At 33.1% G+C, this 14,541-nt stretch carries 14 protein-coding genes; all 14 read right to left on the bottom strand.

Going from position 1 to position 14,541, the window contains the following annotated elements; translation table 11 throughout:
• On the bottom strand, nt 1-468 hold a 468-nt coding region (locus tag KHA98_RS22385), incomplete at its 3' end, for a DUF6443 domain-containing protein (RefSeq protein ID WP_246522497.1).
• Nucleotides 469-480: 12 nt separating this feature from the next.
• Complete coding sequence (locus KHA98_RS22380; protein WP_213260220.1) at nt 481-3,882, bottom strand: RHS repeat domain-containing protein; 3,402 nt, start codon at nt 3,880-3,882, stop codon at nt 481-483.
• A gap of 83 nt (nt 3,883-3,965) precedes the next feature.
• Nucleotides 3,966-5,102 (bottom strand): type II secretion system F family protein, encoded by a 1,137-nt coding sequence (locus KHA98_RS22375; RefSeq protein ID WP_213260219.1) that lies wholly within the window; start codon nt 5,100-5,102, stop codon nt 3,966-3,968.
• Complete coding sequence (locus tag KHA98_RS22370; RefSeq protein ID WP_213260218.1) at nt 5,092-5,568, bottom strand: PulJ/GspJ family protein; 477 nt, start codon at nt 5,566-5,568, stop codon at nt 5,092-5,094. The genes KHA98_RS22375 and KHA98_RS22370 overlap by 11 nt, the downstream gene beginning before the upstream one ends.
• Entirely contained in the window at nt 5,550-5,894 is a 345-nt protein-coding gene (locus tag KHA98_RS22365; RefSeq protein WP_213260217.1) for a hypothetical protein, read from the bottom strand. Before KHA98_RS22365 ends, KHA98_RS22370 begins: the two co-directional genes overlap by 19 nt.
• Complete coding sequence (locus KHA98_RS22360; RefSeq protein ID WP_213260216.1) at nt 5,882-7,171, bottom strand: hypothetical protein; 1,290 nt, start codon at nt 7,169-7,171, stop codon at nt 5,882-5,884. Before KHA98_RS22360 ends, KHA98_RS22365 begins: the two co-directional genes overlap by 13 nt.
• Complete coding sequence (locus KHA98_RS22355; protein WP_213260215.1) at nt 7,168-7,653, bottom strand: hypothetical protein; 486 nt, start codon at nt 7,651-7,653, stop codon at nt 7,168-7,170. Before KHA98_RS22355 ends, KHA98_RS22360 begins: the two co-directional genes overlap by 4 nt.
• Before the next feature lie 7 nt (nt 7,654-7,660).
• A complete protein-coding gene (locus KHA98_RS22350) occupies nt 7,661-8,704 on the bottom strand; it encodes a hypothetical protein (protein WP_246522496.1) in 1,044 nt (347 codons plus the stop codon).
• Nucleotides 8,705-9,772, bottom strand: coding sequence for a hypothetical protein (locus KHA98_RS22345; RefSeq protein ID WP_213260214.1), 1,068 nt, complete (start codon nt 9,770-9,772; stop codon nt 8,705-8,707).
• A gap of 4 nt (nt 9,773-9,776) precedes the next feature.
• On the bottom strand, nt 9,777-10,484 hold the full coding sequence (locus KHA98_RS22340) for a hypothetical protein (RefSeq protein ID WP_246522494.1): 708 nt from the start codon (nt 10,482-10,484) through the stop codon (nt 9,777-9,779).
• 2 nt (nt 10,485-10,486) lie between these two features.
• Nucleotides 10,487-11,470: a hypothetical protein gene (locus tag KHA98_RS22335; RefSeq protein ID WP_213260213.1), complete on the bottom strand. Its 984-nt coding sequence runs from the start codon at nt 11,468-11,470 to the stop codon at nt 10,487-10,489.
• Between the two features lie 7 nt (nt 11,471-11,477).
• Nucleotides 11,478-12,446 carry a hypothetical protein gene (locus tag KHA98_RS22330; protein WP_213260212.1) on the bottom strand — a complete coding sequence of 323 codons (969 nt, stop codon included), beginning with the start codon at nt 12,444-12,446 and terminating at the stop codon, nt 11,478-11,480.
• An 8-nt stretch (nt 12,447-12,454) separates the two neighbouring features.
• Nucleotides 12,455-13,516 carry a hypothetical protein gene (locus KHA98_RS22325; RefSeq protein ID WP_213260211.1) on the bottom strand — a complete coding sequence of 354 codons (1,062 nt, stop codon included), beginning with the start codon at nt 13,514-13,516 and terminating at the stop codon, nt 12,455-12,457.
• Between the two features lie 6 nt (nt 13,517-13,522).
• Nucleotides 13,523-14,533, bottom strand: a complete 1,011-nt coding sequence (locus KHA98_RS22320) for a hypothetical protein (protein ID WP_213260210.1) — start codon at nt 14,531-14,533, stop codon at nt 13,523-13,525.
• Between the last annotated feature and the right edge of the window lie 8 nt (nt 14,534-14,541).

The raw sequence follows: 14,541 nt of genomic DNA, 5'->3' as shown, positions 1-14,541 counted from the left end.
ATTTCCCGGTGCTGCCTGTTTAAGGACACGGTTAAGAGGGGAGGCTTCGAGTTCTTTTTTGCTGTAGGGATAGCTAGTGGCCTCCAGGGCAGGATTTCCGTTTAAAGCGGGATTAGGACTGCCATAGTAGGAGGTAACATTCGCCTCGGCTGCAGGATCAAATGTCATCGTGGAGGTTTCTGCCTTAAAAGGAAGATATTCCTGGGTCTGTCTTCCAAACCCATCGTATTTGATATGGGTGATGATATCCTTGCCCGAATTTGACTGCTGACCGGCAATTTGCTGAATGGGTCTTCCCAGTCCGTCAAAGTAAGTGATGTTCTGAGAGGCCTGCAAAATACTAGGCGTCGTTATTTTTACCAAACTTGCTTTTTTGTAGGTAACGGTATTGATATAGTTCTGGGTTTGTGTCTGGCCAATAGCCAATACAGGACATAAAACCAAAAGGATTTTGATTAGTTTTTTCATGCTGCTTCTGGTTTATTGTTTGTAGTTGTACTGGTTCTCTGAAAGGATATTTTCGTCTTTGTCTTTTACAAATTCAAGTCTGCCAGCAGGATCATAAGTGTATATAATTTTATCTCCTTTTGGATCTGTAATGGTACTTACCCCTACAAGTGGCAGATAAGTATAAGTTGTTACCATCGCATTAGGAAATGATGTTCTCAAAGAGTTAAGGGCAGTTAATAAAGAAGCTTCATTTCCTGTATTGGAAATATTTTGCAAATTTGCCACTGTAGAAGCAACCTGACTGTAAGTTGCATTTTCAATTTTGGCAATTGGTTGGGTTTTATTGTAGCCCCAGATAATAGCCACAGGGATACCATTTTCAAGAGAATATTCTAATACATTTCCATTCCCGACTGTAGTTCCATTAATTAAATCTGTGTCGTATAAAGTAAAGTTTATTTTACGGTTCGCATCATTAAATGGAAACGTTTCTACCAGTCCTTTTGAGGAATGAATTTCTTTAGGTAAAAGAACATTTCCTGTTACAGCACTTTCTTCGTATTTTGTCATAGATTCAGAAGTTTGTACATTATTTACAAAAGTCTCTGTTTTTACAGGTTTGTCAATTTTATTTTGGGCTATCAGTTTTTGCATCTCAGTAGTCTGACCAGTTGAAACTAAGTCTTGGGGATAACTCAATTGGGTTCTTAAAACTTCTTTTTTGCTGTTTGTAATCTCGGTTTTTGTTAGCTGATAATGAGCAGGGTTTTCGTAAGCGTAGGTAGTTGTTTTTTGAGTAGTAGGTATTTCATTAGCATCATAATCGGTTTCTATAGTATTTGTTAATACTTTTTTGCCAAATGAAACACTTCCTGTGAAAAAGAAAAATTGATAACTATAAAAATCACCACCCTGATTATAGGGCGTTGTTGGAAAAACAGCACCGAAATCGTATGGTGCATCGTAAATATTAAAGACCACATTATTTGGCATCTTTTTCTCAACTAGTTTCTGATAAGTATTGGTAACACTTTTAACCATTTTGAAAGTGGTTGGTGTATCATTTTTATAGTATTTGGTATTTAAAAGAGATCCATAGTTCCATAAATCATTTTTATAATAAGCAAAATCGGAGATCTTTGATGCAAAAGGAACTAAACCATTCGAAAATTGTGTGGACGTATCATTATATTGTGGATGTTTGAATATCGTTGGAAAAAAATCGATTTCTCTATATGCCGGAATATTTTCATAATAATACTCTATTTTTCCATTTTTTATAGTGGTATCTTTATTTATATCTATTTCAGTCACCTTACCATAAGTCATACTGGGTCCGCCACCAATATTATTGTTGTAAATAGTCGAAGAAGAACAGATTGGCCTCACTATACTTTGATTTTGGACTGAGATTATTTTTCTTTTGTAGGTTCCCATTCCTTCCTGATTAATTAGATTTTCCTGCTCATAAACATATTGTTTTTGAGTTTCTGGTAAAGAGGCTCCAGGCAAATAATTGTTAATTGATTTTATTCTTAGTCCACCTACAAATATTGTAGTTGGTGTAACTATAGTTCCTGTCAGTTCTTTCCAAGATGCCGTAATATTTAAAAAAGGACAACCACTAGGTCCCGTAACACCACTTCTGTAATCTGCTGCTTTCAAAACAAGCCCTGAAACATTTATATTATTAATTGTTCCTGATGAAGTAGGGTATTGTTGCAAATTTGAATCATAAGTAAGTCTGGGTATAGTTGTATATCCCCACTGTGCATTACCATATTGAACATAAGAATTAGGACCGTTTTCATTTTTAGCTGAAGAAAAGTAATATGATATTTTACCACTACCTTGTATATAATTAGGTCCTACTACGACGGTACCTTCACCATAATGGGTTGTACAGGTACCCCCAGTTCCATCTGCTCTTACAGTAAACGATTTATTATCTGTTGTGGTAGATGTTATGTTTTTTACATATCTATGTGGTTCATATTCAAAGACTGAATAACCACCCTCAGGGTAAGTAATTCTCTCAAGAATTCCTGATTTCATAATATTTTCATCCCCAGATCTATTTCCGTTACCAAAAGTTACATCAATAGTAGGCATAGTGCTGTGCTCGATTGACATTGAGGTCTGTGGTATTAATGTCCCGGTGTTACCATTCATATATCCCCAATAATCCTGACTTGTAGTTCCTCTTCTTAGTATAGGAGAAGAATTATACTGAAAACTATATTTTGTATTTGTTTTATTGTTTACAATTTCTTTTAACCTCAAGGCATAGGCTTTACTGCTTTGCACTTTTGCATTGTTGCCTAAAGGATCAGTATAGCTTCCTGAAAAGGCTCCACCACCACTTCGGGAATAATAGTCATAATTAAAACTAGATTTTTGAACCAGAGTGACCTGATTGTTTAATACTGAGTTAACTTCTATAGCATTTAATTTATAGTCATCTACCAGGTCCTGTCGGTCAAGAGTTGATATAAAATCAATTTTTCCGTTAGGGAAAGTAATAGTTTGTAAAAACTGTTTTTTGATCGGAGCAAGGTAACCATTGCCTAAAGGATAATTTGGCCGAATTACAGGGTTTGTTGGGCTATCAAAATCTACGCTTTCACTTGTTATTACTGGATAATCTACACTATCAATAGATTTGTATGTAAATGAAATTATTTCTTTTCCGTTTGGTGAAATTATTTCTGTCAGAGACCATGCAGAAATAAAAGTAAGTCCCCAAGATTGAACTAACTCCGATGGATTTGAGGTTATTTCCAAAACTTCAACACCTTGCAGGTTTTTTCCAAATTTGTAGATTGTTCCATCATCTTTAGTGATTTCAATTTCAGTATTAGAAATGATTCTAACTTTAGTATTCTGAAAGTCTCTAAAATAGGCTTTAGCGGAGTCATTCTGGTCAAAATAGAATGAACCTGATAATCCCGGAGCATTAACAACATACTCATCAGGAGCAGTATCCTTTTCTCCTTTTTGCATTTTAAATAATGCCTTATAATTTTCTTGAGTAAAAGCAAAACTAGCTGATAATTCTGGAATAGACCAATTAATACTACCTAAGAGTGTATCTGGCATTCCTTTTGTATTTCTTACAATTGCTCCGCCTGCGTTTAAATTCCAGCCAAGACCAACCCATGAAGCTGTTTCGTTTAGTTGTATTCCGGAGGTATTATAACTTACAGAAATTGGGACAGTAAGTTCTTTGGTTTTGATAGTGTATATTGGGATACTGATATTTAGTTTTCCTGTCGAATAATCAACAGGATACAAGCCTTGTTTTGCAAAGGAAGCAGCATTAGGGCTTACCGGGAAATAGTTTGGTAAATCTTTTGTTACCTGAGAAAAAACTGCAGATGGAATTACTACCAACAGATACAGCATTAATTTTGAGTTTAAAGTTTTTAGCATAAAGTAATTATTGATTTTTTTTAGAAAATATGGGTTAATATAAAATATAAGTAGATTCTTTTAAAATTGTTTGTATATAGACTTTACCCAATCGCACTACTAAGCTGAAACATTGGTAAATACATCGCCACCAGTAATACCGCAACCAAAACGCCGACAAAAAGTATAATAAAGGGTTCTAAAACGGTTGTCATTACTTTAGACTGTTGTACAACTTCCTGATTGTATTGCTCGCTGAGTTGTTTAAAAACGTATTCGGTTTGGTTGGTTTCTTCTGCAACTTTTACCAATGATATAATTCGGTTGTCGAATAAAGGAGTGTTTTTTAAACTGGAACTCAAACTGTTTCCCTTTAGAATGCTGATTTCAACTTGTTCCAGTGCTTCTTGAAGCGGTACAAACTGAATCATTTTTTTTACCATTTGTATACTGTTTAATAAAGGAACTTTTGCAGTTGTAAGCAGTGTTACTGCCTGAGTAAATTGCGCAAGATAAACCTTAGTCATAAAAGCCCCCAGAATAGGAATTTTGACTAAAAAGTAGTGCAGGGCCCTTTTGTATTTAAGATTATCCTTAAAAAACTGTGTTGAGAATACGAAAGCAATGATGGCTAGAAAAAAGTAAAATCCGTAGGTTTTGGTCCAAACAGATAATTTTACAATAAACTGCGTTAAAAGAGGCAGTTCCATATGATTTTGCTTAAAAATATCCTGAAACATTGGGACTACATAGCTCAACATAAAAATGACGACCAAAACTGCGGTACTTAATACGATAGAAGGGTAGGTAAGTGCTGCAATTATGATTCTTTTTTGTTCATTTTTGCGTTCAAAAAAATGTCCAAGTTCGTGACAAACCTGTGCAGTTGTTCCGGTCTCTTCACCTATCTGAATAGAATAATACTCATATTCTGTAAACGATTTTGAAACCCGAAGCGCATCTGAAAATGGTTTTCCGTTAACAACGTCATTCAGGATATTCTGAATTAAATTTTTATCAGCACTTTTTTTTAGTGATTCAATGATTAAAGATAAACCTTCTTTAAAACTAACACCAGCTTTTAGTAAAACAGCTAGTTCCATATAAAATGCCTGTTTCTTTTTGTTATTAAAACTATCCCCAAAAAGCGTGATTTCTTTTTTTAGGAGTGTTTCTATACTATTTGTGCTTTTTGGCTGATTAGTTTTTTTGTTTGGGGTATTTTCTATTTTAAAAGCCATTTTCCTGATTCATAAGTGTGGTTAAGTCATTTTTTTTTGAAACAAAAATTTGATAATCGGGCAATTCGGTTTCTGCAAATAGGGATAAAGCATCGATAGATCCGGAGTTTATTTCTTTTCCTCCAAAAAAGGCTCGCCCAGGTGTAATTTTTAATTTAATAGTATCCCGGTTTCTCATACTGAATTTTTCCTGAAAAGAATAGGTTACAGTATCAATGTCGGAGGTCATTATTACTATTTGTTTGGTGCGATCATAGATTATTTCATGAGGTTCGTTAAAATCCTGCCAGAGTTTCTGTTCAAAAAGTGCCAGCGTACTGCTTTTTTCAAAATTATTTTGAATGGTATGAATTTGTTTTTGAACAATTCTTAAAACACTAAATGCCATGCCAACTACGATAGCTGTTATAATCATAACTATAAGCAGCTCTGACAATGTAAAAGATTTTATTTTTCCTGCTGCCATATTACCTGTTGTTTTGTGAATTCTTTCTTTGAAACACGATTTACCGCTACCACTGAAATGATTTTTTTTGTTAAAATGGTTTCATAAGCGATAGTAATATTCCAGTCCTTAAAATCTTCTTGATACGGTAGTTTTATAGCATTGTTTTGTACCTCGTATTCCAGTTCGTTTATTCTGGTTTCGACTGCATGAGTATTTTTAGAAAAAGTATTTAAAACTAAATTATTAAGTATTAGACTTGCTATTATAAAGATGATAACAATCAATACTGTGGCTACAACCGCTTCAATTAAAGTCGCTGACTTTATTTTTTTTAGTATAACCATTTTATAACTGTTTTAGGTTGTTGTTCAAATAGTATACCGCCATATAGCTGCGGAATATTTTCATTTTCAATAATAGCATTGTATATATGATTCACAAAAATTGACCCCGCCTGATTGGCTATAAATTGTTTGGTATAGACAGAGCCTGAAACTGTTCCTTTTATTTCAAAATTTCCATTGCAGTATACCTGGCCTTTGATCCTGGAATCTTTTTCTAATATAATTTGAGTTTGAAAATCTGAAGTTTCCTTAGTTTGCAGGTATGTCACACTACCTCTAAAGTTGGAGCCAGTATCGATAAAGATTTTATTATCTGATAAATCACCGGAATTATAATTATCTGAGGGTATATTTTTATTGTCCTGAAATAATACTAAAGCAGAAGGATAGTTAAGATTGCATTTTTTGCCTAATATTATTTTTTTTGAGGCAATAGCCTGAAAATTTCCTGTAGTTTCGTCTTCAATTTCGATTATTGGAGCAATTAGAATAAGATCATTTAATAAAGCATTTCTTTTGACTCTGATCGCTGTTTCAGATTTAATAATGATATTGCCGGAAATTATAATATTTTCTAATGTAATGGCATTTCCAGTATAAAAGCCTTTTGTTTTTTCTTTGAAAGAATTTGTAATTTTTGTTCCAGAATTTAAATTGATATAATCTTCCTGATGATCAATTTTAAATTCTTTAAGGTAAAAATTTATACCATCAAGAGTTGTTTTTTCAAGTTTAGGAAGTTCAGAAGTACTTTTTTCACTTTTACCATAAATTAATTGAGAACCGTAGTAACTATTTCCCGCGATATACCCTGAGTTAACCCCTTGAGTTGGTAAATAGGCAATACCCTGAATTTTCGTGTTTCCAACAAGAGTCAAGGCATTATGCGTTTCCTGAACGTAAAGAGTAGGGGATTTATCTGCTAGTAATACAGAACCAATTATTGCAGTTTTGGTAAACTTCTTTTTGCGAAATTGTGTTATAGTAATGCCTTTTTGGAATATACCCCATTGAGACAGATGGGTTTTTATAATTTGATTTTCTTTTTTAAGGAAATCAGTTTGAAGCGTATCCGTATTTATTTCTTTTTGTTCTAAAAGAGATTGAATTCCAATATCGGCTATTTGAATATTTTCGATGGCTCCTTTTGATTGCTCTTTCATATATAGAAAAGTATAGGCATACAAAATGAGCCCCGCTAAAAGCAAAGCAATCAATACAGAAATGAAAACTGTAAATTGTAAAGCGCCAGACTTAATTTTTAGTTTTAGTTTCAATCCTGAAGCATTATAATATTAAGGTTTCCTTTGTACTTGACATATATAGACTCTTTATCACCTGATTTTAGAAATACGTCATTTTCGGTATCACCAATTTTCATATAGTAATTTTTGCTGTCTATTATGAGCATGTAAATTTTATTTTTCTCTTTCGAGTCAGAAATCAAGCCTTTGTATATGATATTTGGCCAAATTAATGTTTCAGGCTGCTTAACAATTTTCGCTGTTTTAGCTGGTGTTGCTTTAGTTTTTAAATTTGCCTCCGGCGCATACATCTTTCCCAGAAAAGGATCTCTATAGTCTGTGTTTATTGCAAAGGTTTCCCGTTTGTTAATCTTAAGAGGTTTAAAACTAAATTCCGGATTACTTGTTGTTAATGGTGCATCAGTGCTGGTGAATGAAAAAATTTGAAACAAAACTGCACCCCAAACTAATAGAACAAGAGGCATTAAAATATAGATGTTTTTTTTATTCTTCATTTAATTATTATTTCTGTTTTAATTCATCCTCTATCTTTGTAATTCTCAAAGCTAAATTTTTTAATAATTCTATTTCTTTTGATTGTTCTTCAATTTTTTTATTTTGCTGAATAGAGTATAGTGTCAATTCCTCGATTTTCTGTAAAAGTTTAGCATTCATTTCTCCCAGATTTATTCCGTTTTTCAGCACTTCTTCTTCATTAGGAATATTTTTCAAATGACCTTTTTCAGTGATATGTTTTTCAACTTCTGCAAGTGTTGGCAGAATATATTCCTTTTTGAATACAAAATCAGACCAATCCTTCATATCTACCTTTACTTCCTGAGCGTGTACAGTTCCTTTTACATCCAATTTATTTTTTGGGTTAATTGTTCCAATTCCTAAATTGCCATCACTATTCAATGTCATTTTTACTGAAGACCAATCAGTTGAACCTTTTTTTGAAGTATACCAATTGTGGCTATGATCTTCAGTAGCAGGAATACCTTTAGTTTTCCAGTGTCCTGCGTAATAATTTATATTATTACCAAAGCTTCTTATCATTCCATCATAATCACCATCGATTCCTAATTCCAAACTTGAATAGTTTGACAGTCCACCTACTCTTATCCCGGCAATACCATCTAAACCTCCAGAACCGATATTAACATTTAACAAGGTTTCTGGTGCGTTTGTTCCTATTCCTACAAATCCATTTATGATTTGATTTCCTGTAAAAGTATTAGTTCCTCTGATTGCTAATTCATTCCAAGGATTCCAAGTATTGTTATCACCATTTCTGGTTCTATAAGAAATATGATTTCCGCCATTAGGCCCATAATCTGAACTTATTTGCGTATCATAATTATTATATGCAAAGCCTCCATAACTAATCAATGATCCATTCCAAGGTGTTCCTGAAGTTGTATACGCAAATGTATACCCACCTTTAAAAGTTTCTGCCGAACCAGCAGCAGAAATATTGAAAGTGGGATTTAGGCTTTGTCCAATGACATTAGCAACAATAAATAAGCCTAAAATTATTGTAAGCAATAGTTTTTTAATTTCCATTTATTTTGATTTTGATTCAACTTTTTTCAAACGCTTTTCCATTTCAATTATTTTTTTATTTTGCTGAATAGAGTATAGTGTCAATTCCTCGATTTTCTGCAAAAGCTTAGCATTCATTTCTCCCAGATTTATTCCATTTTTTACTACTTCCTCTTCGCTTGGGATATTCTCTAAATGACCTTTTTCAGTAATATGTTTTTCAACTTGTTCGAGTGTTGGTAAATTGTATTCTTTTTTGAATACAAAATCTGACCAGCCAGTTGCCTGCACCTTTATTTCCCTGGCACCTATAGAGCCTTCCACCGCGAGTTTATGTACACCTGTTGTTACAGTACCAATACCTAAACTTCCGTTTGAATTTAAAGTCATTTTTCTGGCCCCGTAAGAATCCCAGCCGAAAAGAGGTCTTGTAATCACAGCCGCATCCATAGTTCTGGCATCAAAGATTGTGATTGGATTAGACCCATTATCACTAGTAACATCAATAGTTCCTGTTAAATACAGAGCCGCCCTATTATCACTCGTATGATAACCTGTTATAGTTGGTATAAATTGTCCACTTGTAAGAGTACCATTAGCAATTTTTAAATAATCCTTAGACGCATCACTAATACTTAATTCTAATAATGCTTCTGCTCCTACAAAAGCAGGGCTCACTATATCCAGATCAGCAGAAGGATTTACTGTACCAATACCAATTTTTCCAGTAGGCGTAATTCTCATTCTAATTTCGGGTGACAAACCAGAACCGTCCCAGGTCAAAAAACTAATTCCTTTATTATAATCAACGCCGTGCGACGTTCCCTGAATCATTAATTCTCCATAATTATTAAAAGGAAAAGCTCCTGAAGCATTATCAGGAAATCTTCTTGCTCTATAAATAAGAGGAGCCGCCCAATATGCGTTTGTTGCCGACCATGTTGCAGTACCAGCATCCGCTTTAGGGATAGTACCTGACGATGCAAAAATTGCATTTACGCTATTATCAGCCGATGTTACAATTCCTTGCGATTTTGCAGCCTGACCGATTAAAAACACCACTAAAACCACTATATTTTTTTTCTTCATTTTATTATTTTTTGGATAAAGACATTTCTTTTTTTAATTCTTCATTCTCTTTTTCAATTTTATCCAGGCGTTTGTTTTGAGCTATAAGATACAAAGTCAGTTCTTCAATTTTCTGAAGCAGTTTAACATTCATCTCTCCCAGATTTATTCCGTTTTTTAAGACTTCTTCTTCATTAGGAATATTTTCTAAATGGCCTTTTTCAGTAATATGTTTTTCGACTTGTTCTAATGTTGGTAAATTGTAATTTCTTTTAAATACAAAATCAGACCAGGTTGTTAGTTGAACTTTAATTTCTCTTGCGCCAATAGAACCTTCTACAGCTAGTTTGTGACTTCCAGTTGCGGTTGTGCCAAGTCCGATACTACCATTTTCATTAGTCATTAATATTTGTCGCCAATTTCCCCATTTAGGATCATTGCGGTAGGCATTTCTGTAAAATAGTCCACCATCATTTAAATTAAGTTGATGGTTTTTGCCTCCAGTATTGTCGGACCATGGAGAAAAAGTCAAGTTTGTGCAGTAAATTCCTGAGCCAGGTACCCCGATAAGTTCTCTTTGTTTAAAATCGGCTTTGATGCTATTTGTAATAGAATTTGGTAGATCATTTATATTTCGTGTATCACTTATAGTAAGTGAAGATGCTGCTTGAGCAGAAAGATTGTGATTGACAAAAAATGTAACAAGCGATATTATGATTATTGTTTTTTTCATTCTTATTTATTTTGCTTCAAGTTTAAAATATCTTTTTTCATATTCTCATTCTCCTTTTTCATCTCAATCATATACAAGGTCAATTCTTCTATTTTCTGCAAAAGCTTAGCATTCATCTCTCCCAGATTTATTCCGTTTTTTAACACCTCTTCTTCGCTTGGAATATTTTCCAAATGACCTTTTTCAGTAATATGTTTTTCAACTTGTTCCAGTGTTGGTAAATTGTATTCTTTTTTGAATACAAAATCTGACCAGCCAAACATATCGACTTTTACTTCCTGAGCATGTACAGTTCCTTTTACGTCCAGTTTATTTTTTGGATTTGATACTCCAATACCTATGTTGCCACTCATCCCAGCAATTGAAAAATAAGGAGTTAAATTTGTTCCAGATGTGTTTTTTGCGCTAATTGTGAATAATCCCGGAAAGTTTTCTGATTCTGGAAAAACTAAATTCAGATTATTAGGTGTAAAATTGTCCATATAGAAACCACATTTAGTTCCCGATAATTCAGAAGTTGCATCGTCGTTATATATAAGGAATTTTGCGCCATTAATTCCGTAACCTTTTCCCAAATCTAATCGCGAATTTGGTGATACTGTTCCTATCCCTACATTTCCAGTGATAATTTGGTTTCCTGTAAAGGTATTAGTTCCTCTTGATGCTAACTCAATCCAATCCGGGTTATTTGATTCAAGAGCACCAGCAATTTTTCTAAAAAATAAACGGTCATTTTGTGAATATGATGATGATAATTGCAGTTGATAATTATTAGTATCATTTGAGTGTCTTATCACAAACAAATGTTGCCATCCAAATATTTGGTCAGGATTCATTCCGTTAGGCAGATACCCTTGATATATACCAGATCTTAATGGAGTAGAAAAATTATTAATTTCCAAAGAACGACCATCGCCAATTTGTTGTGCAGATAAAAACGAAGTAATTAAAATAGAAACTATTATAAAATTTATTTTGATTCTCATTTTAGTTTTATTTAGAAATTAATTTAGTTTGAAGCCTCTCTATTTCTTCATTCTGCTTTTTATTTTGCTTTTCATTCTCCTTTTTCATCTCAATCATATACAAGGTCAATTCCTCAATTTTCTGCAAAAGCTTTGCATTCATTTCTCCCACATTGATTCCATTTTTTAAGACTTCTTCTTCATTAGGAATATTTTCTAAATGGCCTTTTTCAGTAATATGTTTTTCAACTTGTTCTAATGTTGGCAGATTATATTCTTTTTTAAAGACAAAATCTGACCAGTTTTCGACAGAAACTTTTACTTCTTGAGACCGTATAGTTCCTTTTACATCCAGTTTATTTTTAGGATTTGTAGTGCCAATACCAACATTACCGTTTTGTATGTAGTGATCGCCATTTCCTGTAATATTTAAACTAGTACTTAAAGCATTTGAGGCAGAAAAATCACTAATGTTTGTTGCAATAGGATTGTCATCAATTTTAATTTGATTTAAATCTGTTAGGGTATCTACTTTTTGCTGTAGGTAAGTAATTTTAATCCTATAACGGGCGTAGTATCTTACATCAAAATAAATAGATAATTTTTTATTTATATATCCACCGGTGCTTGTAGATAAATCTGCTGGAGTTCCTAATACGATTTTACCAGAATGAATTAATCCGTATGATTCTGTTAATTTAAGTACAGGTGATGTCGTGGTTGTACCTTGTCCGGAGCCAATCTCTAAAATATATTTTTCGTATCCGGTCGCAAAATACTCACTATACAATTCTATCATAACTAAACCCCCTGCTTGCCAATGATAAGAGTTATAACCTATTGATACGATTTCATATCTTTTTGCCTGCTCAGCATTTGCAGATAATGGGCCAATAACAGTTGATTTTATACCATTTAAATCTGCGTTTGTTTGTGCTATAACGGTAAAAGATATAAAGAAAAATAGTACTGCAATTATATTTTTATGAATTGTCATTGTTTAAATTATTTTGATTTTTTTAATAACTGGATTTCCTGGTTTTGTAAGTTAATTTGATCGTTTTGTGCTTTTAATTGGTTATTCTGCTCAATCATATAAAGGGTAAGCTCTTCTATTTTCTGCAAAAGCTTAATATTCATTTCAGATAAATTGATCCCATCCTTCTTCATTTCTTCAGCTGAAGCAATTTCAGGTAAATGTTTATTTTCTTTTATGAAATTATCTATAGATTCTAAGGAGGGTAAATCATAATCTTTATTAAATACAAAATCTGCACCGGCATCTACACTTACTTTTACTTCGCGTGAAGCTATATTTCCTGCCACTGTAAGCATCGAAGTTGCATTAGATGTTCCAATCCCGACATTTCCACTAACTCCATTTATTACCAAAGCATTATTACTTACTAAACCTCCAGACGTGTTGTAAATTTGAAAATGAAGATTTTTATCATAATCATTATTTCCATTATTAATTTGAAAAGCATAAGCATTGTTATCAAATATTTCACCAGTAGCACTTTCTCTATTAAAAGCAATTGTGCCATAGTAAGAGTGAGATCCGGGGGTGCCAGGATGAATGCTTACACCTTTTGTTCCCACTTTAATTGATAGCCTCGAATTTGGACTTGCAGTACCAATACCTACATTTGCATTCGAGATATAACTATTACTACTTCCTTTAATCTGTAAATTTCCAGAAGTTTCAACATCACTTTTCGAGTCTAAAAGATTGCGCCAATCATTCCAGGTGCTATCACCATAAAATGCACTTCTGTACATAATTTGTCCGCCCTCCCAAGTAGCTTTAAAATATAATTGAGATACTAGATGATCTGCCATTCCATATAATTCTAATAATGAGCCATATTGTGATGGGGCATTCACCCCATTATAATTATTCCATAATTTTATAGACATTGGAGTTATTCCAGCTCTTGGAAGACTATTGAAATCTTTTTGTTCAGTACTCCATTTTAAGCTATTAGCTCCTAAGTCACCATTGAAAGTTTGGCCGTAAATCACTGAACAAAATAGATGTAAGGTAAAAAGTATTGTTTTTTTCATTTAATTTTATTTTTGTTCAATATGTGGTAATCCATTAAAAAGAGATTTAAAAGTGTCATTTTCCTTCTTTAATAATTCAATCTGGCTGTATAACTTTTCTATTTTATTCTCTTGTGTATTACTGTTTTTTTTCTGCTCAATCATATACAAGGTCAACTCTTCTATTTTCTGTAATAGCTTAATATTCATTTCAGATAAATTCATTCCGTCTTTCTTCATTTCATTTGCAGAAGCAATTTCTGGAAGATGTTTATTTTCTTTAATGAATTTATCCACAGATTCTAAGGAAGGTAAATTATAATCTTTATCAAAAACAAAATCAGCGCCTGCATCTACGCTTACTTTTACTTCGCGTGAAGCAATGTTTCCTGCAACGGTGAGTTTTGAAGTAGGATTTGCAGTTCCAATACCCACATTTCCATTTTGAATAGCTTTTATTGCAAGAGAGGTGCCATTTGGGGTAAAAACGTTACCAACATATAAATCCCAATCAGATGTCATTGGCAGGAATTGTGTAGTGGTTAGATCATTACCAGTTGAATTCAACGCTGTAAAAGTTCCATTCTGGTTTATAGAGGTAACTTTTATATAAGCTGTTATTGGTGTGTTTATACCTAAAGTATTTATGGCTCTAATTCTAAAACGAGGATTAGTGGATTGAGTATTACAATCTATTGTAAAATTGGTTCCTACACCAGTATACGGATTGTTATTTACACGACCTGTTTCTCTCCATAGTGCCGGATTTGAGTGACTGATAGATGCTATATGTGTAGCGGCGGATGCTACATTTCCTCTGGTGTAACTTATAGATATCTGATAATAGCCGCTTGCACCAGCAGATATTGGATCGACTCTTAAAAATTCAACATAATCACCAATTGAATATCCTGCCGGAAAAGTGACACTGGTTTCATATTCTGTTGTATATATTAAAGCGTTTTTATTAGTATGCGCAGCTGCAATTTTTGTAGTAAATAAAATAATTAATACACTTAAGGACAATATTTTTTTCATAGATTTTT

The sequence above is a fragment of the Flavobacterium branchiicola genome (assembly GCF_018383905.1).
GTDB lineage: Bacteria > Bacteroidota > Bacteroidia > Flavobacteriales > Flavobacteriaceae > Flavobacterium > Flavobacterium branchiicola.
This window is presented reverse-complemented; position numbering and strand designations above follow the sequence as displayed.

Bases quoted from the DNA above. Each gene is read 5' to 3' on its own strand.
- KHA98_RS22335 (WP_213260213.1), bottom strand. From the start codon at position 11,470: ATGAGAATCAAAATAAATTTTATAATAGTTTCTATTTTAATTACTTCG.
- KHA98_RS22320 (WP_213260210.1), bottom strand. From the start codon at position 14,533: ATGAAAAAAATATTGTCCTTAAGTGTATTAATTATTTTATTTACTACA.
- KHA98_RS22365 (WP_213260217.1), bottom strand. From the start codon at position 5,894: ATGGTTATACTAAAAAAAATAAAGTCAGCGACTTTAATTGAAGCGGTT.
- KHA98_RS22370 (WP_213260218.1), bottom strand. From the start codon at position 5,568: ATGGCAGCAGGAAAAATAAAATCTTTTACATTGTCAGAGCTGCTTATA.
- KHA98_RS22340 (WP_246522494.1), bottom strand. From the start codon at position 10,484: ATGAAAAAAACAATAATCATAATATCGCTTGTTACATTTTTTGTCAAT.
- KHA98_RS22330 (WP_213260212.1), bottom strand. From the start codon at position 12,446: ATGACAATTCATAAAAATATAATTGCAGTACTATTTTTCTTTATATCT.
- KHA98_RS22350 (WP_246522496.1), bottom strand. From the start codon at position 8,704: ATGGAAATTAAAAAACTATTGCTTACAATAATTTTAGGCTTATTTATT.
- KHA98_RS22345 (WP_213260214.1), bottom strand. From the start codon at position 9,772: ATGAAGAAAAAAAATATAGTGGTTTTAGTGGTGTTTTTAATCGGTCAG.
- KHA98_RS22380 (WP_213260220.1), bottom strand. From the start codon at position 3,882: ATGCTAAAAACTTTAAACTCAAAATTAATGCTGTATCTGTTGGTAGTA.
- KHA98_RS22355 (WP_213260215.1), bottom strand. From the start codon at position 7,653: ATGAAGAATAAAAAAAACATCTATATTTTAATGCCTCTTGTTCTATTA.
- KHA98_RS22325 (WP_213260211.1), bottom strand. From the start codon at position 13,516: ATGAAAAAAACAATACTTTTTACCTTACATCTATTTTGTTCAGTGATT.
- KHA98_RS22375 (WP_213260219.1), bottom strand. From the start codon at position 5,102: ATGGCTTTTAAAATAGAAAATACCCCAAACAAAAAAACTAATCAGCCA.